This window comes from Chryseobacterium contaminans, from assembly GCF_001684955.1.
GTDB lineage: Bacteria > Bacteroidota > Bacteroidia > Flavobacteriales > Weeksellaceae > Chryseobacterium > Chryseobacterium contaminans.
In genome coordinates this window covers 1-24,333 of the sequence record NZ_MAYF01000356.1, presented here as the reverse complement: position 1 = coordinate 24,333, position 24,333 = coordinate 1, and the positions used below count along the sequence as shown (strand labels likewise).

Sequence of the window (24,333 nt, the reverse complement as noted above, 5' to 3'; positions counted from 1 at the left end):
TAGACCGTTTATAATGATGAAATTAATTTACTTCCTTCGTGAAGGGTATAAAAATGAAAATATTATTCAAGCCTTTTGGTTATTGGTATCTACTGTAGTAGGGCTTGTTTTAGGGTTTGTCACAAATTCTCTTTTGACACGAATTTTGGGGAAAGAGTTATATGGTGATTATGCCTTATTATTTAATATTTATAGCTTTTGCCAAATCATTTTCAATTTTGGTATATTTTATACTATTTCTCGTTTGGTAGCTATTACTAATGATACTAATAAAGCGAGAGGATATTATCTGGTAGGAAGTTTCTTTGTTGCAATACTTTTTGTTGTAATGGCAATATCAGTAATTGGATATGCTTTCTTTTCTGAAAACATGGATAAAGGAAGTTTATTTAAAGTATTATTAATTTCCATTCCATTTTCATGGGTGTATTTATTGACCACATTAAATGAAAACTATCTTCCCGGAGATAATAAAATTAGTCTTTTATCGTGGTCAAGATTACTTCCCAAAATTTTTTTAACAGCTATATTAGCCGCCATTTTCTTTTATTTAAAAAAGATAGATCTTATCAGTATCATCTTACTTAACTATCTTACTTTTATTATTGCCTATATATATGTTTTTATAAAGGTTAAACCTACATTCACACAGTTTAGAAGAAGGCTCTCCGAAGTATTAGTTGGAAATAAACAGTTTGGTTTTGATATTTATTTTGGGGCTTTAATCGCTTCAGGAAGTAGTAGTTTGTCCGGAATATTAATCAGTCATTTTGGGGTCAATAATGTTGAAGTGGGATACTATACATTAGCTACATTGTTAGCTTCACCTTTATCAATGATTCCCAATATCATTGCGACAACGCAATTTAAAAGTTTTGCCCAAAGTGCAATTATTCAACCTAAATTGATACTGCTTACCTTTGGATTAAGTACATTTCTTTTGTTATTTATTATATTTGCAGCCAAACCAATAGTCTCTATTTTTTTTGGGAAAGAGTATCTTGATTTAGTTATTATGCTACAATATTTATCCTTAGGATTTGTATTTTATGGTATAGGAGATTTCTTTAATAGATTTCTTTTAGCAAAGGGAAAGGGGAAAGAATTACGAAATGCATCATTTCTTGTTGGGCTTACTTTACTTATTGCAAATATTTTATTTATTTATTTATATGGAGGTGAAGGAGCCGCATTTGCACGTATTTTATCGGGCTTAATGTATGCATTGGTAATTTTATATTATTATAAAAAAGAAATTAAAGGATTATGATTTTTGCAGTTTTTATTTTCCTTTTATTATTATGCATTATTTTCCCTAAATCTAGAATAGTTGCGGGGTGTGTTTTCCTGTTTATGTGGCAGCTTTGGGGCTGGAATAGCTGGAATGGAGATTATTTTCAATATGAATATATATATAATTCTATAGGGAAATTTGGACTTGATACAGTCAATGTTGAGATAGGATACAAAATATTTAATAATTGGATTTATAGTTTGGGATTTGACTTTCAAGATTTTATGATTTTGTATTCTTTTGTAATCTTGGGACTAGTTATGTACTTTACAAGTATGTCTCCTTATCCAGCATTATTTGCTATTTTATATTTTGTTATTTTTATCATGGATTACGTTTTTATGCGTAACTATATGGCTAATGTACTATTTTTTGTATTCTTAGCAGTTTTATATAAAAACCCTAAATACTTAATAATAAAATCTTTAACTTTATTGTTATTAGCACTTACATTCCATAATACAGGAGTGTTTTATTTTGCATTTTTACTTGTTTTAAGAAAAAAACTGAGTGTTAAGACTCTTTTTTTTATTATACTGGGAATTGTTTTAGTGTTAGCTACATCAATGACATTGTTCATATCATTGATTGATAGTGAACTCCTGGCAGGTAAGATAAAGTATTATGCAACTGGTGATAGTCCTATTGGCCCCGCTGTAAGTCATGTAATCATTGTATTTGCATTGTTATTATTTATTCATTTTACCCAAAAGCAACAAACCCAGTTGTCCCTTGAAAATAACCGGATAATAACTTTATTTCAGAAAATAAATATAATAACCCTTATATACATACCCTTATATTTCTTTATTCCCGATTTCGGAAGATTCTTCCGGGTATTATTTCCCTTAGAATTATTCCTTATATTGTATTTATTCTATAATTATAAGAAAGTAAATTTACGTGTTATTCTTGGATTGATTTTAATTGGTATGTATTCTATTATAGTGTACCAATTTGCTTTCAGTACTCTAAAATTAACTTATTATCCGTTAATTGAATCTAATCTTATTTATAGTTCACCATGAAAATTATATTGATTGCTTCATATTATTTTCCAATACAGGATGTTTCGTCTTTAAGAATTCATAGCTACTGTAAAGCTTTGGCAAAAAGGGGTATAGACATTCATGTTTTAATGGTATATCCTGCTCATACAGAATGTCCCGAGAATGGTATTTTTGAAGGGGTACATTATTCTTTTCTTTCCGAAAAAAAATATTATTATGGTAATATTTTAGATAAACTATATTTTAGATTCTCTGGACTAAATAATATTAAAAAATTTATTTTTAATAAAAAAGCGGAAGTTGTATTGTCATATCATGATAATATACTTACGAATTTCTTTGTAAAAATATTTACACTGTTAGCATCAATACCATTCGTAATTGATAAGACTGAATATCCATACGGGTATTTCCAAATGTCACAATTCAGACAGTTAATGGAGAGAATAAATTTATCCTTGTTCGATGGTTTTATAGTTATTTCGAATACATTAAAAGATTTTTATTCCAAAATTTCAAAAAATGTATTTCTTCTTCCAATGACAATTGATCCCAATAGATTTGAACATGTTGAAATTAGAAAAGGGCATGATAAATATGTAAGTCTTACATTTGGAGCCCATAATCGAGATGGATTATTAGACAGTGTTATTACATTTCACAAATATTTAAATAAATCACAAAAAAAATCTTTTAAACTTTATCTGATTGGAGATTATAAAACATTGTGTCAAAACTTTCCTGAATGCCTAAATATTGAAAAATATATCCAGGAAAATAAGTTGGAGAATGATATCTTTTTTTTAGGGCGCAAACCAATTCAAGAAGTTCCTGCGATTCTTGCAGGAGCCGAATGTTTAATAACAACGCCTACAAAATATGTTTCAGGAGGTTTTCCTACAAAATTAGGTGAATATATGCTTTCTGGAGTTCCGGTAGTGGCAACTAATGCTGGAGAAATTTCAGATTATGTTACTGATAAACATGATATATTTTTATGTGAAGTCGGAGACTTAGATGGAATGGCAGACCAAATTATCTTTATTGAAGATAATCCCGTAGATGCTATACTTGTAGGAAAAAATGCGATAGAAACGGCTCAAGTTAAGTTTAATGCTGATACCTATGTTAATGGTTTGTTGGAATTTTTAAATTCAATTAAGAAATGAAAAAGCATAAGGTATTAATTATCCCAAACGCAGAAATTACTAAAGTAAATGATGATTTTACTGTAGAAAAGAATACAGGTGAATTTGCAAAAGAATTACAAAATCTAGGTTCCGATATTACAGTCTATGGGCAAATCATGGATGAACCAAATAATATTCATATCTATAAACTCAATGGAAATGGTTTGAAGGTTAAAGGATTATACAGAAGGTCTAATAAGATTCTGAATTATATACTTCTTTATCTGAGAGTTATTCCAGAGATCATGAAATCAGATTTTGTGTATATTTTCTACCCTACAGCTTTTAAATACATAGCTTTTATTTGCAATATATTGGGGCGGAAATATGGCTTATATGTAAGGGGGGTGGATGATATGCAAGGGAAAATCCCATCATTAATATATAAAAAGGCTGCTGTTGCATTTTGTGTAGCTGATTATTTCACAGATAATATCAATACCATTGTTGAAAAAAAAATAGCTTACACTATGAGACCTATGATTACGCTTACAGAAAAAGATATCATAGAGAATAGATTATACACAAAAAAAGATTTTTATAAAGTTCTTTATTTGGGACGTATGACTAATGATAAAGGAATTATAGAGTTACTTAATGCTGTATCAGAATTAAAATATTTACAAGATAAACTTCATATAGACTTGGTTGGAGATGGTGAATATTTTGAAGAATTGAAAAAATTAGCAGATGATTTAAACATCAATGATATGGTATCTTTTAAAGGTGCCACCTTCGATGCACAAGAGATTAAAGACTACTTTTTAAATTCAGACATCTATATATTACCTTCTTATCATGAAGGCTTTCCAAGAACCTTATATGAAGCAATGATATATGGAACACCTATCATTACAACATTTGTAGGTGGGATACCATCCTTAATGAAAGATGGAGAAAACTGTTTAAAAATCGAGCCGAAATCTTCAGAATCTATTGTTTCATCTTTAAAAAGGATTTTTGATAATTATGATCAATTTAGCCTGCTTGCAAAAGAAGCTACCAAAACGGTAAGTAATTTGCTAGAAACAAGAAAGTATTCACATGCAATGGATGTACATAGATATTTAAATAACCTTCACAAAAAATAATATGAAAAGTAGCATCAATTACAAAATTATTTTTTTTCTTTTCATCGTATTGCCATTTAATATTTTTGCTCAGTTTCTGTATAAGAAAATTGATGAGTGGCTTCTTCCAGCAATTGATAAGAAGGCTGAAATTAGAAAGGTAAGATCCTCATTATTTATAAAAGCTAAGGATCTTACAGATTATTTGCCAAAGAATTTTTCTAAAAAAGGAGATGTAAACTATACTAAATATTTACAAAAAGGAATTGATAATAATAAAAAAATTATTCTTCCTGATTTTCCGGTGATGATTGATTTCGGTGGGTTAAGATTATCGTCTAACTCTGAAGTATTATTCCAGGAGAATTCTAAACTATTATTACAGCCAAATAGTGAAGAATTATATGGAATGATCTATATGGAAGGTGTGGAAAATGTTAAGGTATATTTTGCAAATTTAGTAGGAGATAGAGATAGGCACCAAGGAGATAAAGGAGAGTGGGGAATGGGTTTTTTTATTCGTAATAGTAAAAATATAAAAATATATAATCCTATTATTTCCAAAATGTGGGGAGATGGCATCTATATTGGGAATCTAAACAACCCTTCAGAAAAAATTGAAATTAATTTTGCAGTAATTGATAATAATAGGAGAAACGGCATATCAATTGTAGCAGGAGAAAACATATTTGTAAAAAATAGTCTTATTGCTAACACTAATGGGACTATTCCTCAATCAGGTATTGATATTGAACCTAATAAACCAGATGATTTTATCAAAAATATATTTTTAGAGAATATTATTACATATAATAACGCGGACAGCGGACTTATTTTTGCGTTAGATAACTTACAAGGAAATAAGTTGGATCGTGTAAAAATAGATATTAATCGCTTTAAAGATTACTACTCGAATAAAGGTATTGATTTTTATGTAGATAGAGGATATAACAAATTTTTAGAGCCTTTAAAAGGAGCAATTAGTATTAGAAATATTCAGTTATTTAATAATAAATTTCCGATAAGAAATAGTTATAGCACAAAATCAAATATACAAATAGGTTTTCAAAATATAAATATCAATAATAAAAAGATTAATACTAATAATTTAGATACTTTTGTACAGAAAATTAAAAATGGGGAAGAACAAATCTTAAAATAGCCCACTTTAATTTAAAGAGAAGAGAATTAAAAACATTAAATAAGAATAAAAATTATATAGAATTATGTTCATATCCGTCATCGTTCCAACCTATAACCGAGTAGATACACTTCATAAGTGTCTTCAACATTTAGAAGATCAAAGTATTGGAATAGATAATTATGAAGTTATTGTTGTGGATGATTGTTCAAGAGATGAGACACCAAAATTCATTGAGGATTATGTGTCAAAATCTAAAAATGTGAAATATATTCGTAATCAGACCAATTTAGGACTAGCAACAACTAGAAATGTAGGTATTAGAGCTTCCAAAGGTGATATATTAATGTTTCTAGATAATGATTTGTTAATCTCTAATACATTTTTAGAAGCCCATATAGACCTATATAAAGCAAATAATAATAAAAATATAGCAATCGTTAGTGATGTGACTTATCAGCCAAAAGACCTTGATAAAACAAATTTTGGCCGTTTTATCCAGAGTAGAGCAATTGGTTACAGAGCCGAAAAATACATGCAGGGAATTGATTTAGCAGATTTACCTAGTAACTTTTTTGCAGGAGGAGGATCCTCTTGTAAAAGAGAAGATGCATTTAAAATTGGACTTTTTGAAGAAGGTCTAAAGAAATATGGCTCTGAAGATGAAGTTTTCGGATATAGATTAAAAAAAGCTGGTATTAAAATTGTCTTTTGTCCTGCAGCAAAATTAATTCACTTTGATAGTAATATTCTACCTCATTATTGGAGGATTAAATATATTGAATTAGGTAGATACAGTCTAAAAACATTGAAAGAGAAAGAACCTGAATTAGTTAATAATTCCTTATATAATCTATTAATGCCTATAGATAGAAAGAAAGATAGTATTAAAGCTATTTTTTCTAAATTCATGATTAAATTATTTAGTTCAACTATTTTTAGAGTGCCAATTGAAAAATTTGTTTTTGCAACCGATGGAAACAAAAAGTTTTATACAGATATTGTGTACAGATATATTACAATGGTATGGATAATAAAAGGGTTTAACTCTGATGAACAAATTGAAAAAGTTAAATATTAATCTCAAATATAATATTGAAAATGGTAAATAACAGGCCATATCAAATTTGTACTAAAACAATAATGGATACTACGGATCCTAATATCATTTTCAACGAAAAAGGAGAAAGTGATTATTATACAAATTTTAAAGAAAACATAGAGCCTAATTGGCATACTGATCAGCGTGGCTACGATGAGCTGATGAAAATTGCAGATAAAATCAAGAAAACAAGTAAGAATAAAGATTTTGATTGCATCATTGGTCTTAGTGGGGGATTAGACAGTTCGTATGCTGCATATGTAGCTAAAGAAATTATGGGAATCCGTCCATTGATCTTTCACGTAGATGCAGGATGGAATACAGATAAAGCAGTAGGAAATATTGAAAAACTTATTAATGGTCTCAATCTTGATCTTTATACAGAAGTGATAAACTGGGAAGAAATGAAAGATCTTCAGGTTGCATTTCTTAAATCTCAGATTTCAGATCAGGACCTTCCTCAGGATTATGCCTTTTTCTCAGCATTATATAAGTTTGCAAGAAAACACAAGATTAATTACGTGCTTACGGGCGGGAATTTTTCTACAGAATGTTGTCGTGAACCAGAAGAATGGGGAGGTTTCCCAGGAATTGATACCACTTTAGTAAAAGACATTCATTCTAAATTTGGAAAAAGACCTCTAAAAACATTTCCATTAGTAGATATTCTTTCTTATAAGATTTATTACAAATATGTATATGGAATGGAAGTTTTTAAACCTCTTAATTTGATTCCGTATATTAAAAAAGATGCAGAAAATCTTTTGGAAACAAAATTCGGTTGGGAATCTTTTCAGCATAAGCATCATGAATCTAGGTTTACACGATTTTATGAAGATTATTGGTTACCTAGAAAGTTTGGATATCAAAAAAGAAAAGCTCATTTCTCTTCTCTTATCCTTACGGGACAAATGACAAGAGAAGAAGCTTTAGACAGAGTTTCAAGACCCGAATTATCAGAAGAGTTTCTACAAAAAGAATTTGAATATGTAGCTCATAAATTAGACTTGACAACAGAAGAACTACAAAAGATATTTGAAGGTGAAAATAAAACCTACAAAAATTATAAAAATAAAATGGGAATCATCAAATTCGGAGCACAAGCAATGCAAAAACTCGGTTTGGAAAAAAGATTATTCAGATGATAACACTTATAGATTATGGCGTTGGAAATATCAACGCCTTCGTCAATGTATATAAAAGGGTAGATGTCCCTGTAAAAATTGCAAAAACAAAAGAAGACTTACTGGATGCTCAAAAGCTTATCCTTCCTGGAGTAGGACATTTTGATCATGCTATGTCACAGCTTAATAATTCAGGAATGAGGGATACATTAGACGAATTGGTTCTTGAGAAAAAAATCCCAGTTATCGGAATATGTGTTGGAATGCAAATGATGGCTAATAACAGCGATGAAGGAACCTTGGAAGGTTTAAAATGGATAAACGCCACTGTTAAAAAGTTTGATGAAAGCAAAATCAAACAAGTTACACGTCTTCCTCATATGGGATGGAATGACGTGAAACCAGTTAAAGATCTTGATCTTTTTAAAGGTCTGGAAAGAGATGCTATTTTCTACTTTTTGCATACTTATTATTTTGAATGTAATAATTCAGAAGATATTATGGCTATTACTGATTATGGTGGAGAATTTGCGTCAGCTGCCCATCATGAAAATAAATATGGGATCCAGTTCCATCCTGAGAAAAGCCATTCTTATGGAGAAATATTACTTCACAATTTTGCTAAACTCTAATACTGATGCTTAGACCGAGAATTATACCAAGTTTGTTGATACAAGATAATGGTTTGGTAAAGACCGTTAATTTCAAAAATCCCAAATATGTTGGGGATCCTATCAATGCTGTTAAAATCTTTAATGAAAAAGAAGTAGACGAGCTCGCTATTTTTGACATCGATGCTACAACAAAAGGGTTGGAGCCTAACTATAGTCTTATTGAGAGAATCGCTAATCAATCCAGAATGCCTTTGTGCTATGGTGGTGGTGTAAAAACCGTTGAACAGGCTCAGAAAATTTTTGGATTAGGAATTGAAAAAATTGCTCTATCTTCTGCAGTTCTTAATAATCCTAAGCTTATTACACAAATAGCCGATAGAGTAGGCGCTCAAAGTGTGATCGTAGTGTTGGATGTTAAGAAAAAATTATTTGGGGGATATGAAGTGTATACTCATAATGGCAAAAAAGCAACAGGAATTAATCCTTTTAAATTTATTGAAGAAGCTCAGCAATTAGGTGCTGGTGAAATCGTAATTAATTCTATAGATCAGGATGGTGTAATGAAAGGGTATGACATGTCCTTAATTGATAAGGCAAGAGAAAAAACATCACTTCCTATGACAGTATTAGGTGGTGCAGGAAGCTTAGAAGATATCAAAAAAGTGATTGATAAACATGAAATTATTGGAGTCGCAGCCGGAAGTTTATTCGTGTTTAAAGGGAAATATAAAGCCGTTTTGATTAACTATCCAATTAAAGAAGAAAAAGAAAATTTATTAAGAAAATAATTATGCAAATTCAAAATAAAACACTTTTGATTACAGGTGGCACAGGTTCTTTTGGAACAGCTGTGCTTAATCGTTTTTTAGCGACAGATCATTTTAAAGAGATTCGTATTTTCTCTCGTGACGAAAAGAAACAAGATGATATGCGAAACCTTTATAAAAATGAAAAAATTAAATATTATATTGGAGATGTTCGTGATTATAACTCAGTAGAACAAGCAATGCGTGGTGTAGATTACATTTTCCACGCTGCTGCTTTAAAGCAAGTTCCATCTTGTGAATTCTTCCCAATGCAAGCCGTGAAAACAAATGTAGAAGGAACTCAAAATGTTATTCGTGCTGCTGCTTCCAATGGAGTGAAAAAAGTAATTTGTCTTTCAACTGATAAAGCGGCTTACCCTATTAATGCAATGGGAATCTCTAAAGCAATGATGGAAAAAGTAGCCGTTGCAGAAGCTAGAAATCTTACAGATACTGTGGTATGTCTTACGCGTTATGGAAATGTAATGGCTTCAAGAGGATCTGTTATTCCTTTATTTTTAAATCAGATTCAAAAAGGAGAAGCTATTACTATTACAGATCCTAATATGTCACGTTTTTTTATGTCTTTGGAAGATGCGGTTGATTTGGTATTATTTGCTTTTGAAAATGGTAACCCTGGCGACTTATTTGTTAATAAGGCACCAGCTGGTAGTATTGGTGATCTGGCTAAAGCGTTAATTGAGCTTACAGGGAAAGAAGTTCCAATTAAAGTAATTGGGACTCGTCATGGTGAAAAACTCTATGAAACATTATGTACTCGAGAGGAAATGCTGAAAGCAGAGGATATGGGTGATTTCTATAGAGTTCCAGCAGATAATCGCGATCTTAATTATGCTAAATATTTTTCAGAAGGAGAAGAAGATATTTCTAAAGTAGAAGATTATCATTCTCATAATACAGAACAACAAGGAGTAGAAGGGCTTAAGAAATTAGTTTCTTCTTTACCATTAATACGTAAAGAAGTTTTCGGAGAAGATATAATGCAATATCCCTACTAACTTTTGATAATTTTATTCTTTAAAAATGATAAAGGAAAAAATATATGTTTACTAAAGGAAATAAATTTGAAGACGAAAGGGGGGTAATCAGATTTAATAATGATTTTGATGCCTCGGCCGTCAAAAGAATTTATATCATTGAAAACGCAAATATCAATTTTGTGAGAGGATGGCAAGGCCATGCCATTGAACAGCGTTGGTTCTCTTGTATCAAGGGAAGCTTTAGAATCGCTGTTATTGAAGTAGATGATTTTGATAATCCTTCACAAAATTTAGAAGTTCAATATTATGATCTAAATCCCGAAACATTGGATTTTCTTCATATAAAAGCTGGTTGTATTACTGCGATCAAGGCGGCAGAAGAAGGAAGTAAGTTATTAGTTCTTGCCAATTATGGATTAGGAGAAATCAAAGATGAATATCGTTTTCCTCTGAATCATTTTAATATTAAGCTATGAAAAAAATAGGAATTACCGGCCAAAATGGTTTTGTTGGCCGTCATTTATATAATACTTTAGGGTTGTTTCCTGAAGAATTTGAACGTGTTGATTTCCAGAAGGAATATTTTGAAAATCAATCAGAGTTGGATGCTTTTGTAACAAAATGTGATGTTATTGTACATTTAGCAGCAATGAATCGTCACGAAAGCCAGGAAGTAATTTATGAAGCGAATGTTACTTTAGCTAAGACATTAGTTGATTCATTAAAAAGGACAAACTCTAAGGCTCATGTTCTAATTTCATCATCCACTCAGGAAGAGCGTGACAATCTTTATGGAAAATCAAAACGCGAAGGAAGAGAAAGCATTGTAAATTGGGCTAATGAAAATGGGGGTAAAGTGACAGGGTTAATTATTCCTAATGTATTTGGTGCTTTTGGAAAGCCATTTTATAATTCATTTATAGCTACTTTTTGTCATCAATTAACATCTGGTGAGACTCCAAAAATTGATAATGATGGTGATGTAAAGTTGATCTACGTTCAGGAACTTGTAATGAAAATTATTACAGAAATTCGCTCCGAGAAAAGTCAACCGGAATTATGGGTTGAAGAAACTGCAATTAAAAAAGTATCTGAAGTATTAACCCTGCTTAATGATTTTAAAATCAAATATCTGGATGGGGGAGAAATTCCTGTTTTAAAAGATAAATTTGAGCATAATTTATTTAATACTTATCGTTCTTATATTAATCATATAGAACACTATCCTGTGAAATTTACACAGCATAGAGATCCAAGAGGAGCTTTTGTTGAAGTAATCAGATTGGGAATAGGAGGTCAGTGTTCATTTTCAACTACAGTACCAGGAATTACAAGAGGTAATCATTATCATACACGAAAAATAGAGCGTTTTGCTGTAATAAAAGGAAAAGCTTTAATTCAGTTGAGAAAAATTGATACTGATGAAGTAATGGACTTCTATTTAGATGGTGCAGAGCCTGCCTATGTAGATATGCCAATTTGGTATACCCACAATATTAAAAATATAGGAGAAGAGGAGTTATATACTATTTTTTGGATTGATGAGCCTTTCAACCCTGAAGATGCAGACACTTATTTCTTAGAAGTATAAATTATAAAGTAAGATTGGTTTGATGAAAAAATTAAAAGTAGTGACGGTTGTAGGAACTCGACCAGAAATTATTAGATTATCGAGAGTATTATCAGCTTTGGATGCTTCCGAAGCAGTAGAACATATCATTGTCCATACAGGACAGAATTATGATTATGAACTTAATCAAATCTTTTTTGAAGATTTAGGTCTTCGCAAGCCAGACTATTTCCTTGAAGCTGCTGGAAAAACAGCAACAGAAACTGTAGGAAATATTTTGATTAAAATTGATCCTCTTTTAGAAACCCTACAACCAGAGGCTTTCTTAGTTTTAGGAGATACTAATTCTTGCCTTTGTGCTATTCCTGCTAAAAAGAGACAAATACCAATTTTTCACATGGAAGCTGGTAATAGATGTTTTGATCAACGTGTGCCTGAAGAAACAAATCGTAAAATTGTAGATCATACTGCTGATATTAATCTAACTTATTCTGATATTGCACGTGAATACCTTTTAAGAGAAGGTCTTCCTGCTGATAGAATTATCAAAACAGGTTCTCCGATGTTTGAAGTATTAAATCATTATTTACCTCAAATAGAAAGTTCAGATGTTTTGTCAAGATTAAGCTTAGAAGAAGGTAAATATTTTGTGATTTCATCACATAGAGAAGAAAACATCAACTCTGAGAAAAATTTCAGAGGACTAATGGAGTCTTTAAACGCGATTGCTGAAAAGTATCAATACCCAATCATTGTATCTACGCACCCACGTACAAAAAATATGATTGATAAAATGCAGATTGAAATGCGTCCGGAAATCCAGTTCCTAAAACCTCTAGGATTCCACGATTATAACGCTTTACAAATGCGTTCATTTGCTGTGCTTTCAGACTCAGGAACCATCTCTGAAGAATCTTCGATACTGAATTTCAGAGCGTTGAATATAAGAGAAGCTCACGAAAGACCTGAGGCAATGGAAGAAGCATCAGTGATGATGGTAGGGCTTTCACCTGATAGAATTTTGCAAGGTTTGGTTCAACTACAACAACAGAAAGTTGGAAAAGAAAGAAACTATAGACAAGTATCGGATTATTCTATGCCAAATGTTTCTGAGAAAATGGTCAGAATTATCCTTAGTTATACTGATTATATTAACAGAGTGGTCTGGAGCAAAAAATAATGAATATATTAATTGTAACCCAATACTTTTATCCTGAAAACTTTAAGAGTAATGATATGGCCTTTGAACTTCAAAAAAGAGGCCATAATGTTACTGTTTTGACTGGTATTCCTAATTATCCTGAAGGGAAAATTTATGATGGATATAGCTTTTCTGAAAACAGAGAACAGATGATTGATGGAGTTAAAATTATTAGAGCTTTGTTATTACCCCGAGGAAAAGGAGGGGGAATTAGGCTTTTTCTTAATTATTTTAGCTGGGCATTTTTTGCTTCTTTAAAAGCCAGAAAATTGTCATCTCAGGAAAAGTATGATGCTGTTATTGTTCATGAACCCTCTCCGATTACTCAGTTTTATCCAGCTCTGGTTATAAAAAAATTACAGAAAACTCCTGTTTATTTCTGGGTGATGGATCTTTGGCCTGAAAGTCTTGAAATAGCAGGAGGAATAAAAAATAAATTTGTTCTGAACTTTTTCACTAAGATGGTTCAGAAGTTTTATAATGAATCTGAGAAAATACTAATTACTTCTAAAGGTTTTAAAGAGTCAATATTAGAAAAAGGAAATTACAAAAGTAAAATTGAATATTTCCCCAATTGGGCTGAAGATACTATTTCCTCAGGAAACCTTGATTATCCTATTCCTGACCTTCCAGATGGCTTTAAGGTAATGTTTGCTGGAAATATTGGTGAGGCTCAGGATATGGAAAGCATAATGGAGGCAGCCCTTAAGCTTAAAAACATTAAGTATATTAAAATTATACTAGTAGGAGATGGGCGCAAGATGCCTTTTGTGCAAGACTTTATTAAAGAACATGAGTTACAAGATACAGTATATACAATGGGCAGATTTCCTGTTGAGGCAATGGCTTCTTTCTTTAATGCTGCAAATATATTATTGGTAAGTCTTAAAGATGATCCTATCTTTAATCTCACTGTGCCAGCTAAAGTCCAGGCATATATGAGTTCAGGAAAACCCATTATGGCAATGTTAAACGGAGAAGGAGCTGAAAATATAAAAGAAGCCAGATGTGGATTTACTGTTCCAGCAGGAGATGGTGAAAAATTGGCAAAAACTATAGAATTAGCATCTCAGAAGGACAAAGAAGAATTAAATGTAATGGGGCTTAACGGAAAATTCTTTTATGAGAAAAATTATAAAATGGAGGAATGTATTTCAAATCTTGAAAAAATAATTTCAAAAAAATGAATGTTGTTATTACAGGAGTATCGGGGTTTGTAGGGCAGAACCTATTTAAATATCTTGAAGAGAACCAGTGTAATCCTGTAGGATTATCCCTTAGAAATGATTGGAGACTTTCTGGAAATTATGATGCTTTGATACATCTTGCGGGAAAAGCTCACGATACAGCTAATACTGCTGCTGATGAGGAATATTTTAAGATCAATACAGAGCTGACAAAAGAGCTTTTTGATGAATTTATAAACTCGGATATTAAAGACTTTTTGTATTTCAGTAGTGTAAAAGCTACAGCAGATACAGTAGATGATATTTTAAATGAAGACCATCATTCAGATCCTAAAACACCTTATGGGAAGTCTAAGCTTTTAGCGGAAGAATATTTATTGTCAAAAGTGCTACCGGCTGGAAAGAGACTTTTTATTATTCGACCATGTATGATTCATGGCCCTGGAAATAAAGGAAATTTAAATTTATTATATAAAGTGGTAGAAAAAGGAATTCCATGGCCACTTGCTGCTTTTGAAAATCAAAGATCCTTTTTAAGCATAGATAATTTGAACTTTTTAATATTACAAATTCTTAAAAATAAGAATATTAACTCGGGAATTTATAATTTTGCTGATGATGATTTTATTTCCACCAATAAACTTATACAAATTATAAGTAAAACATCAGGTAAAAAATTAAAATTATTGAAAATTTCCAAAAAGTTGATTATTTCTATCGCAAAATTAGGTGATAAAATTAAATTGCCACTGAACTCTGAGAGACTAAAAAAGCTTACGGAAAGTTATGCCGTTTCTAATATTAAAATTAAAAAAGCTTTACAACTTTCAAAGCTGCCAGTCTCAGCTGAAGAAGGATTAACAAAAACTATAAAAAGTTTTCAAACAAAATAATGGAATATATTTTTGTAACACTACTGTTATTTGTCTCAATACTTATTTATTTCAAAATAGCAGATAAATACAATATCATTGATAAACCCAACCATCGAAGTGCACACACGCAGATTACCTTAAGAGGGGGTGGAATTATTTTTCCTATTGCTTTTATTATCTTTTGTTTCTTCAATTTTGATGAAGTTATACAAAACTATTGGTCTTTTGGCTTGGGTTTACTGGCTATCTGTACAATTAGTTTTATAGATGATGTTAGGACTCTGTCTAATAAGATCAGATTATCAGTTCATTTGATTTCAGTAGTATTGTTGTTGTATTTTACCGGGGCATTTACTTTAATGCCTGTTTGGGTTTGGCCCATACTATTCATTGTAATTATTGGTACATTGAATGCTTATAATTTCATGGATGGTATTAATGGGATGACCGGGCTCTATAGTTTGGTTACTTTAGGTTCATTAGCTTATATCAATAGAGAAGTTATCCAGTTTACTGATCATAGTTTTATATATTATCCGGTATTAGCATGTGCAGTATTTCTTTTTTTTAATTTTAGAAAAAAAGCAAGGTGTTTTGCAGGAGATGTTGGTAGTATGGGGATAGGTTTCTGGGTCATAGGTCTTATTACCCTTTTAATCATGAGGACAGGAGAATATAAATATATTTTGCTGTTATCTATTTATGGGATGGAAGTGGTACTTACCATTATGGAACGCTTATTATTAAAAGAGAATATTTTTGAAGCTCATAGAAGACATTTATATCAGCTTTTTGCGAATGAGAAGAAAGTCTCCCATTTAATAATAAGCTTTGTGTATGCATTATGTCAATTAATTATTAATATATTTTTAATTCATTCGCAACTTCCAATTTGGGTTGTCTTTTTAATTATATTTATTCCGGCAGGTGTAGTATATTTGGGATTAAAATGGAGCTTGAAAAAAAAATATAACCTATAAACATGAAAATTAAAGAAACCCCGCTTAAAGACTGTTATATTATAGAGCCTACTGTATTTGAAGATGATAGAGGCTACTTTTTTGAAAAGTTCAACGAAAAAAGATTTGAAGAACTTACAGGAATGAACGGACATTTTGTTCAGGATAATGTTTCCAAATCTTCTTATGGTGTATTGAGAGGATTACATCTTCAAAAAGGAGAGCATGCTCAAGCCAAACTGGTATCATGTCTTGAAGGAAGCGTTTGGGATGTGGCAGTTGATCTTAGAGAAGATTCTCCTACATTCGGGCAATGGTTCGGAATAGAACTTACTGCAGTGAATAAATTACAGCTTTATGTACCAAGAGGTTTTGGCCATGGTTTTTCAGTGCTAAGCACTCATGCTGTGTTCTCTTATAAATGTGATAACTTTTATAATAAAGAATCAGAAGGAAGTGTAAAATTTAATGATCCAGATTTGAATATAGACTGGAAGATTGATGAAAAAGATGCTGTTCTTTCAGAAAAAGACCAGAATGCTCCTGGATTTAAAGAAAAAAATTTTTAAAGTATCATACTGAAAACCACTTTTTTAAAGTGGTTTTTATTTTTGTAACTCTTACTCTTTTAATATTTTGTATCTTTGCAGACTCAAAATCAAAAAGATGCGTACAAAATCGGTAGGGAAGAAAAAAATCAATGTAGTTACACTTGGATGTTCCAAAAATGTATATGACTCTGAAGTATTAATGAGCCAGCTGAAAGCCAACGGAAAAGAAGTGGTTCATGAAGATCGCGGAGATATTGTTGTTATTAATACCTGCGGATTTATTGATAATGCTAAAGAAGAATCTATCAATACCATTTTAGATTATGTAGAGGCTAAAAACAGAGGTGAAGTAGAAAAAGTATTCGTTACAGGTTGTCTTTCTGAAAGATATAAGCCGGATTTGGTTAAAGAAATTCCAGATGTAGACCAATACTTTGGTACAAGAGATCTTCCTGTACTGTTAAAGCATCTTGGTGCAGATTATAAACATGAATTGGTAGGAGAAAGATTAACAACTACTCCGAAACATTATGCATATCTTAAAATTTCAGAAGGATGTGACAGACCATGCTCTTTCTGCGCTATTCCTTTGATGAGAGGTGGCCACGTTTCCACTCCTATTGAGAAATTAGTTTCTGAAGCTCAGAAATTGGCAAAAAAAGGAACTAAAGAATTAATCCTTATCGCTCAGGACCTTACTTATTACGGATTAGATATTTATAAAAAACGTGCATTAGGAGATTTACTAAAAGAATTGGTAAAAGTAGAAGGAGTAGAGTGGATCCGTCTTCATTATGCTTTCCCAAGCGGTTTCCCTGAAGATGTTCTGGATATTATCCGTGAAGAACCTAAAGTTTGTAATTATATAGATATCCCACTTCAGCATATCAATTCTGATCTGTTGAAATCAATGAAAAGAGGAACTACCCACGAGAAAACAAATGCCCTTTTAGGAAAATTCAGAGAGAAAGTTCCAGATATGGCGATCAGAACAACTCTTATTGTAGGGTATCCGGGAGAAACAGAAGAAAGATTCCAGGAACTTAAAGAATGGGTGAAAGAGCAGAAATTCGACAGATTAGGATGCTTTACTTATTCTCATGAAGAAAATACCGGAGCTTATGTGTTGGAAGATGATATTCCGCAGGAAGTAAAAGAAGCCAGAGTAGAAGAAATTATGGAAGTACAATCTCAGATTTCTTGGGAAAAGAACCAGGAAAAAGTAGGGAAAGTGTTTAGATGCATCTTCGATCGTAAAGAAGGAAACTACTTTATCGGGAGAACAGAATATGACTCTCCGGATGTAGACAATACGGTTCTGGTATCTGCTGAAAATACCTATATTTCTATCGGAGAATTTGCAGATGTGAAGATTACTTCAGCAGAAGAATTCGACTTATATGGAGAATTATTATAGAAAGATAAAACATTCTTAATCAGGAAGAAAAGTTTTGCTTCCTGATTAAGAAAAAATCAAATATTAATGCAAATTAATATAAATAATTTTATGTTAAATTTACCAATTAGTTGATTTTCAATTAATTGTGTTTTTTAAGTATTAAGATTTTTTAATTTTCTATTATAAAGTATGTAAATTAAAAAATTATGTCTTAAATTTGCGCCATAAGCAATGTTTTTAAATCATATGCTATCAACAAGTTATTTATTAAAATTAGGCTGAAAATTCAAAAAAATACTTTTTTTTATTTATATTAGCCTTAAGATAATAATCGCAAGTTGAGATACATTTTCCTTTGGAAATTTTGATGAAAAATAATGTAATTAAAATCTTTAAAAACTTATGAAAAAATTTTTATTAACAGCAACTATGCTCGTTGCCTTTACGGCTCTTTCTAAGGCTCAGCAAGGGAGAGTGGGGATTAACACGTCCACACCTGCCGCAACTCTAGATGTAGTAGCTAACGCTGCAGATACTTCTAGACCTGATGCCCTATTGGTCCCTCGTTTAACAAGAGCAGAATTAGAAACTAAAAACACAGCTTATGCTGATGCTACTACTACTCCAAGTGCTCAAAATGGTGCTCTAGTGTTTGTAACCGGATTAGGAGGTAATGGTACAGGTAAAACAGTAAATGTTACAGCTCCAGGATTCTATTACTATGACGGTACAGCTGGTAACAATGTGTGGAAAGCATTAGGTGGTGGTGGTACAGTAAGTGCACCAGTTAGTGTGAGAACATCTACTACAGGAAATGATTTTACTGCTGCAGATCTTAATGGGTATGTATTCCTTACAGGAAATACAGCAGATTTTACAGCTTTTCCAGCGAATGCAGGTAATAAAGGTAAAACTATAACTGTTGTTAGAACCGGAACGCAAAATATTACAATTAATGGGATTAGTTCTACTTCTGTAAATTCTATTCAGGTTGCAGGTAGAGGTATCGCGTTTGTCTCTGATGGTACTAGTTGGCAATCGTTCTCAGCTCAATAATATTAACTTTTTACACATTTAAGTCATGAATAAAAAATTTTTACTAATCGTTGCCTCTGCATTAGCAATGTCTCAATATTCTAAAGCTCAATTAAGAACTAATGGATTTGCTAGTGGTAATATTCAGGGACAATCAGCATTTATGGATGCATCAGGAGCCACTAATGGTTTCAGTGATGATGCTAATACTAAAGATGGGAAAGGATTAGTTTTCCCTAGAACTAACTTAACTAATTTTACATTTGCATCAACAACAGGAGATGAAGATAACTTCCCTACTGCTTATGATGGGATGATTGTTTATAATACAGGAACTGGAAATACTCCGGCTACAGGATCAGGAATAGGAGCTCAGGCTGTTACTCCAGGATTCTATTATTTCTCTAATCCAACTGCGGGACCTGCTTCAGGTAACTTTTCTGCAGCAACAGGGAGATGGGTTGCCATTGGAGCTTCTCCAAAAGTAACTATCGGAACAACTGAAACAACTACAAATACACTTATCAATACTCCAACTGGTGATAAGCAGCTTTATGCTATTAAAGGTACTTTCACTGCTAGTGGTACATCTACAGCTGTAAGTATCCCTGCTCCTGCTGGTATTACTGCAATGTATGGCATTACAATTTATAAAGCTGGAACAAATACAGTATATGATAGAAGTTTATACTCATATGATACGACTTCAGGTAATGCTATTACAGGTTCTCCTAACATGTCTGTAGTGTATCCTAACGGAACATACGATTATGTATTAGAATATTTAAAATAAAAAGAATTTTATTTAATTACATATTAAAACCAACGATTAAATCGTTGGTTTTTTCTTTAGCTTCCTATATAAGAAATGTACCATTATAGCTTTGTGGTATTCTTTATTTAGCTAGCTATTAATTACGTTTAAATAGACCGTAATTGATTTCATTATGAAGAAGTTAAATATAAAAGTTCAATCTCCGGTTAATAGGGTATTATTGGGTTTTTATTTGTTTTAGCCTATAATAATTGGTATATTTAATTTTTCATTATAGCTATTATTTAAATATCCGTTCTTTACCGTCTACTTTTGAAAGTGATTACAAAGAGAAGTTGTTCTTTTACATACATAATGAATGAAATATACAATAAGATTGAATAAATAATTCATTAAGTTTAAATTTCGAGGTTAATTTTGTTGTTAAAATAACCTTAGAAGTTTAAGTGTTATGATGTATAGGGTATTCTATCAACGGGTTTACTCTATTTTAATTCTTAACACTTTTAGTTTTCAAAACTTAGATTTATGAATGTAATCAATATTTTTAATTATTACAAATTATTGATAGTCAGTTATTTATATTTTATCAATTTTGAAATTATGCATAAATTAGTTAATTAAATTAACATTTTAGTATTTTTTTTAACACTTTTTAACAATGGTCTTTGAAATCCCTATTCATAGGAGGTTACAAAGGTAGTTAACATATAATTTAGGTTTTGTTAACATTTTTTAACAATTGAAATAGGGACTTAATTAGATTCCTGATACTTTTGCCCTGTCAAAACCAATAAAAGTTCAAAATGATGAAAAGATTCATTCTCGTAATCATAATGATGATTTCAACCCTAGGTGTTTACTCGTTTACAAGTAATGCCTTAGATGCGAAAAAAACAAGTTATGCATCGTACTACCACGATAAATTTAACGGTAGAAAAACTGCTAGCGGAGAAATCTTTGATAACTCAAAGTTTACTGCAGCAAACAGAACGCTTCCATTTGGAACAAACGTTAAGGTAACAAACCTTAGAAATGGTAAAGAAGTAATAGTGAGAATTAATGACAGAGGGCCTTACCATTCATCGAGATCTTTAGATATGTCTAAAGCAGCGTTCGATGAGATCGGAGATATCAATCGTGGTACTATTCCGGTCGAATATGAAATTGTCGATTAATTTTATGATTTAAATTAAAAAAAGCCAGCTGATTTCAGCTGGCTTTTGTATTGTATAAGGATTTATAGATCTAATTCCAACAGAGCAGGGCAATGATCAGAATGAACCGCTTCTTTTAAAATAACAGCACGGGTAAGCTTATCTTTCAAACTATATGAGGCGAAGTTATAATCCAGCCTCCAGCCTTTATTTCTCTCTCTTGAATTTTGCCTGTAGCTCCACCACGTATAATTATCGGGCTCATTGTTAAAGAACCTGAAACTGTCAATAAGTTCACATTCATTGATGAAATCCGTCATCCATTCTCTTTCCATAGGAAGAAATCCTGAAACGTTCTTTAATCCAACAGGATTGTGAATATCAATAGCTTCGTGGCAAATATTAAAATCACCTGATATAATCAGATTAGGAATTTCTTTTTTAAGGTTTTTGATATAGGCAAGAAAATCGTGGCAGAACTGCATCTTGAAATCCAGCCTTTCAATATTAGATGCGGAAGGCACGTAGACTGAAATAGCAGAGAATCCATCAAAATCAGCACGAATGATTCTTCCTTCATTATCATAACTTTCTATACCGCAACCATACTCTACGTGATTAGGTTTTATTTTTGAGGCAATTCCAACCCCACTATAGCCTTTTCTTATTGCTGAATGCCAATAGCTGTGGTAACCTAATTTTTCAAGACTTTCGATATCTATCTGATCATTTCCTGCCTTGCTCTCCTGGATACAGATGATATCCGGATCAGCAGTCTTCAGCCAACCTAGAAAATCTTTTGTGAAAGCCGCTCTGATTCCATTAACATTGTATGTAATTAATCTCATTAGTCTTTTATAAATATTTTAAAATTTTCGTTGCATTTTGTTGGGATAAATTCCGTGATATCATAATCTGCTACCTGATGGATATGAAACGGATCTTCTGTGATGATATGTTCAATTTCATTTTTAGAGGAAGCGTTACAGACTATAATTCCTCCGGTTCTGGGCTCTTTTCTTCCCGAAGCAATAAAAAGTCCTGAATCATAATATTTTTGAAGAAAGATATTGTGTTCCGGAATATGGCACTCTACATTTTCAATGGAGACCTTATATGTAAGGGAAACAATGAACATAATTTTTATTTTTTACGAAGATAGGAACTCTTACAGACTATAAAAAAGAAACAGGGAAATATCTAATAAATTTCAATTTCAAGAGATAAAAAAACGGTTTTACAAAGTGTAAAACCGATGTTATTAAGAAAATTAAATTTATCTTATTTAGCATTTTCAAAGACAACCTTACCATCTTTAGAGAGTTGAACGTCATCTCCTTTTCCTCTAAGTTCATAATGGTCATTCTTATACCAAATTCCTGATGCAGGTTTTTGACCTTTTAATTCTAAGTTTTCACCATTAAAGACTAATGTAGCAACATCTTTGGTGTTATCAAAGACTACTTCCAATGTTTTTCCGGAGCTATCTTTTAGAGTACTTTTTACTAAATCAGTACTGGCTATAGAATCTTTGGCTATTGTGGATGTAATAGAGTCTGTAGCGGCAGCAGTTTCTGATTTTTTTTCAAAGTTTGTTTTTTCCTGTTTGCAAGAAGTTAATAAGAATACAGAAAGTAATGCAATTGCAAAAATGTTCTTTTTCATAATTTATATTTTTTTTTACTGTATAAATTTATCAATAGTTAGTAAGTCAGGCCATATCTATAGCTTGATTGAATTTTTTTTATTGGTATTTTTATTATTGAGTTTAAAATATAAATTGAATTGTTTTGATAATAGAATAATTGTTGATTTTATTATTCGCTAATTCAGATAATATTAAAAAAGAAGCGGGAAAAATCAAGTGATTTTTCCCGCCTTTAACCCAAAATTAAATAAACTATGAAAAAAACTACTTGGGTTCTAAAATACTGATAGGAATAATACATTCCTCCAATGAAATTCCACCATGTTGGTAGGTTTCTTTATAGTAATTTACAAAATGATTGTAATTCTTAGGATAAGCCAGGAAGATATTGTTTTTTGCAAAAATATACTTCGAGCTTAAGTTTCCTTTCGGAAGGAAAAGTTTTTCCGGATTAGTAATAGCCCAAACATCACTATCGTCATATGTTAAGCTTTTCCCTGTTTTATATCGGATATTGGTAGAAGTTTCTCTGTCACCTACCACTTTGCTTGGTTTTTTAACATAAACCGTACCATGATCTGTGGTGATAACTAATTTATATCCGTTTTCCGCCGCTGTTTTAATGATCTTCATCAGTGAAGAATTTTCAAACCAGTTCAAAGTTAATGAGCGGAAAGTTTTATCATCACGGATCAGCTGATCTACTATATGATTATCAGTTTTAGCATGAGAAAGAATATCAATGAAGTTATAAACGATTACCAACAGGTCATTATTTTTATGCTGGTTGAAATCATCGTAGATTTTTCTTTCAAAATCCGCGTTTAACACTTTTAGATATTTCATGGATTTGGACCCAAGGCCAATTCTTTTCATCTGATCTTCCAGGAAGTCACGTTCAAACTCGTTTTTATTTCCTTCTTCATTATCGTTAAACCATTTATCAGGGAAACGTTTTTCAATTTCTGAAGGCATTAAACCTGCAAAGAAAGAGTTTCTTGCATATTGTGTAGCCGTTGGAAGGATACTGTAATAATAATCTTCTGAAATTTTATTGTAATATTTCGTAAATAAAGGCTCAATCACTTTCCATTGGTCGTAACGAAGGTTATCAACCATTAATAAAAGTACTTTCTCTTTTTCTACCTCAGGCTTTACTTTTTCCTTGAAAAGGGTATGACTCATCAGAGGTTTGTCAGAATCGGTAAGCCAGTCTACATAATTTTTTTCAATAAATTTGGCAAACTGGATATTAGCTTCCTCTTTCTGGGATTGTAGAAGATCTGCAAACTCATTATCTGCCACCTTATCGAACTTAATTTCCCAGCTTAGGATTTTTTTATAGTATTCGGCCCAATCCTGATAAGTTCTCAGGTAGGAAAGTTCCATAGAGAGGTTTCTGAATTCCTGTTGATATTGTAAAATAGTTTTTTGTTCTACCAGATTATCTTGCTGAAGGTTCTTTTTTAAAGAAAGTAATATCTGATTAGGATTTACTGGTTTTAGGATGTAATCCGCAATTTGGGAACCAATGGCTTCCTCCATGATGTGCTCTTCTTCACTTTTGGTTACCATTACTATTTTTAAGGAGTTATCTTTCTCCTTAATCATAGGAATGGCTTAC

At 31.6% G+C, this 24,333-nt stretch carries 24 protein-coding genes and 1 pseudogene; 21 read left to right on the top strand and 4 right to left on the bottom strand.

The genetic code is table 11. From position 1 onward, the window contains the following. The first annotated feature begins 13 nt into the window (after positions 1-13). From BBH99_RS20775 to BBH99_RS20675, 21 genes are all read left to right on the top strand, one after another. A complete protein-coding gene (locus BBH99_RS20775) occupies positions 14-1,270 on the top strand; it encodes an oligosaccharide flippase family protein (protein WP_066700221.1) in 1,257 nt (418 codons plus the stop codon). Beyond that, positions 1,267-2,322: an EpsG family protein gene (locus BBH99_RS20770; protein ID WP_066700217.1), complete on the top strand. Its 1,056-nt coding sequence runs from the start codon at positions 1,267-1,269 to the stop codon at positions 2,320-2,322. The genes BBH99_RS20775 and BBH99_RS20770 overlap by 4 nt, the downstream gene beginning before the upstream one ends. Continuing rightward, positions 2,319-3,473: a glycosyltransferase family 4 protein gene (locus tag BBH99_RS20765; protein ID WP_066700215.1), complete on the top strand. Its 1,155-nt coding sequence runs from the start codon at positions 2,319-2,321 to the stop codon at positions 3,471-3,473. The genes BBH99_RS20770 and BBH99_RS20765 overlap by 4 nt, the downstream gene beginning before the upstream one ends. Next, entirely contained in the window at positions 3,470-4,585 is a 1,116-nt protein-coding gene (locus BBH99_RS20760; protein ID WP_066700212.1) for a glycosyltransferase family 4 protein, read from the top strand. Before BBH99_RS20765 ends, BBH99_RS20760 begins: the two co-directional genes overlap by 4 nt. A gap of 1 nt (position 4,586) precedes the next feature. Then, positions 4,587-5,726: a right-handed parallel beta-helix repeat-containing protein gene (locus tag BBH99_RS20755; RefSeq protein ID WP_066700207.1), complete on the top strand. Its 1,140-nt coding sequence runs from the start codon at positions 4,587-4,589 to the stop codon at positions 5,724-5,726. A 64-nt stretch (positions 5,727-5,790) separates the two neighbouring features. Continuing rightward, a complete protein-coding gene (locus BBH99_RS20750) occupies positions 5,791-6,786 on the top strand; it encodes a glycosyltransferase family 2 protein (RefSeq protein ID WP_066700204.1) in 996 nt (331 codons plus the stop codon). 20 nt (positions 6,787-6,806) lie between these two features. Further along, entirely contained in the window at positions 6,807-7,952 is a 1,146-nt protein-coding gene (locus tag BBH99_RS20745) for an N-acetyl sugar amidotransferase (RefSeq protein WP_066700202.1), read from the top strand. Further along, on the top strand, positions 7,949-8,563 hold the full coding sequence (gene hisH / locus BBH99_RS20740; protein WP_066700200.1) for an imidazole glycerol phosphate synthase subunit HisH: 615 nt from the start codon (positions 7,949-7,951) through the stop codon (positions 8,561-8,563). The genes BBH99_RS20745 and hisH overlap by 4 nt, the downstream gene beginning before the upstream one ends. 5 nt (positions 8,564-8,568) lie before the next feature. Then, entirely contained in the window at positions 8,569-9,333 is a 765-nt protein-coding gene (locus BBH99_RS20735) for an AglZ/HisF2 family acetamidino modification protein (protein WP_066700199.1), read from the top strand. 2 nt (positions 9,334-9,335) lie between these two features. Next, entirely contained in the window at positions 9,336-10,370 is a 1,035-nt protein-coding gene (locus tag BBH99_RS20730; protein WP_066700198.1) for a polysaccharide biosynthesis protein, read from the top strand. A 44-nt stretch (positions 10,371-10,414) separates the two neighbouring features. Continuing rightward, a complete protein-coding gene (locus BBH99_RS20725) occupies positions 10,415-10,828 on the top strand; it encodes a WxcM-like domain-containing protein (RefSeq protein WP_066700196.1) in 414 nt (137 codons plus the stop codon). After that, positions 10,825-11,943 carry a polysaccharide biosynthesis C-terminal domain-containing protein gene (locus BBH99_RS20720; protein WP_066700194.1) on the top strand — a complete coding sequence of 373 codons (1,119 nt, stop codon included), beginning with the start codon at positions 10,825-10,827 and terminating at the stop codon, positions 11,941-11,943. The genes BBH99_RS20725 and BBH99_RS20720 overlap by 4 nt, the downstream gene beginning before the upstream one ends. 22 nt (positions 11,944-11,965) lie before the next feature. Then, entirely contained in the window at positions 11,966-13,102 is a 1,137-nt protein-coding gene (gene wecB / locus BBH99_RS20715; protein ID WP_066700189.1) for a non-hydrolyzing UDP-N-acetylglucosamine 2-epimerase, read from the top strand. Continuing rightward, positions 13,102-14,310 carry a glycosyltransferase family 4 protein gene (locus BBH99_RS20710; protein WP_066700187.1) on the top strand — a complete coding sequence of 403 codons (1,209 nt, stop codon included), beginning with the start codon at positions 13,102-13,104 and terminating at the stop codon, positions 14,308-14,310. Before wecB ends, BBH99_RS20710 begins: the two co-directional genes overlap by 1 nt. Further along, positions 14,307-15,203 (top strand): NAD-dependent epimerase/dehydratase family protein, encoded by an 897-nt coding sequence (locus BBH99_RS20705; protein ID WP_066700186.1) that lies wholly within the window; start codon positions 14,307-14,309, stop codon positions 15,201-15,203. The genes BBH99_RS20710 and BBH99_RS20705 overlap by 4 nt, the downstream gene beginning before the upstream one ends. Next, a complete protein-coding gene (locus BBH99_RS20700; protein ID WP_066700184.1) occupies positions 15,203-16,165 on the top strand; it encodes an MraY family glycosyltransferase in 963 nt (320 codons plus the stop codon). Before BBH99_RS20705 ends, BBH99_RS20700 begins: the two co-directional genes overlap by 1 nt. Before the next feature lie 2 nt (positions 16,166-16,167). Beyond that, entirely contained in the window at positions 16,168-16,713 is a 546-nt protein-coding gene (gene rfbC, locus BBH99_RS20695; RefSeq protein ID WP_066700182.1) for a dTDP-4-dehydrorhamnose 3,5-epimerase, read from the top strand. A gap of 97 nt (positions 16,714-16,810) precedes the next feature. Then, positions 16,811-18,112 (top strand): 30S ribosomal protein S12 methylthiotransferase RimO, encoded by a 1,302-nt coding sequence (gene rimO, locus BBH99_RS20690; RefSeq protein WP_066700180.1) that lies wholly within the window; start codon positions 16,811-16,813, stop codon positions 18,110-18,112. Between the two features lie 384 nt (positions 18,113-18,496). Beyond that, positions 18,497-19,150 carry a hypothetical protein gene (locus BBH99_RS20685; protein WP_066700179.1) on the top strand — a complete coding sequence of 218 codons (654 nt, stop codon included), beginning with the start codon at positions 18,497-18,499 and terminating at the stop codon, positions 19,148-19,150. Between the two features lie 25 nt (positions 19,151-19,175). Further along, positions 19,176-19,922 (top strand): hypothetical protein, encoded by a 747-nt coding sequence (locus BBH99_RS20680; RefSeq protein WP_066700178.1) that lies wholly within the window; start codon positions 19,176-19,178, stop codon positions 19,920-19,922. A gap of 788 nt (positions 19,923-20,710) precedes the next feature. Then, a complete protein-coding gene (locus tag BBH99_RS20675) occupies positions 20,711-21,082 on the top strand; it encodes a septal ring lytic transglycosylase RlpA family protein (RefSeq protein WP_066700177.1) in 372 nt (123 codons plus the stop codon). Positions 21,083-21,144: 62 nt separating this feature from the next. Here the strand turns inward: BBH99_RS20675 and BBH99_RS20670 are convergent, their stop codons facing one another. The 4 genes and pseudogenes from BBH99_RS20670 to porX form a co-directional block, all read right to left on the bottom strand. Further along, entirely contained in the window at positions 21,145-21,909 is a 765-nt protein-coding gene (locus BBH99_RS20670; protein ID WP_066700175.1) for an exodeoxyribonuclease III, read from the bottom strand. Beyond that, positions 21,909-22,199, bottom strand: coding sequence for a YciI family protein (locus BBH99_RS20665; RefSeq protein WP_066700173.1), 291 nt, complete (start codon positions 22,197-22,199; stop codon positions 21,909-21,911). The genes BBH99_RS20670 and BBH99_RS20665 overlap by 1 nt, the downstream gene beginning before the upstream one ends. 143 nt (positions 22,200-22,342) lie before the next feature. Beyond that, a complete protein-coding gene (locus BBH99_RS20660) occupies positions 22,343-22,726 on the bottom strand; it encodes an MliC family protein (protein WP_066700170.1) in 384 nt (127 codons plus the stop codon). Between the two features lie 247 nt (positions 22,727-22,973). Next, positions 22,974-24,329, bottom strand: a pseudogene (gene porX / locus BBH99_RS20655) (T9SS response regulator signal transducer PorX); the annotation flags it as partial. Between the last annotated feature and the right edge of the window lie 4 nt (positions 24,330-24,333).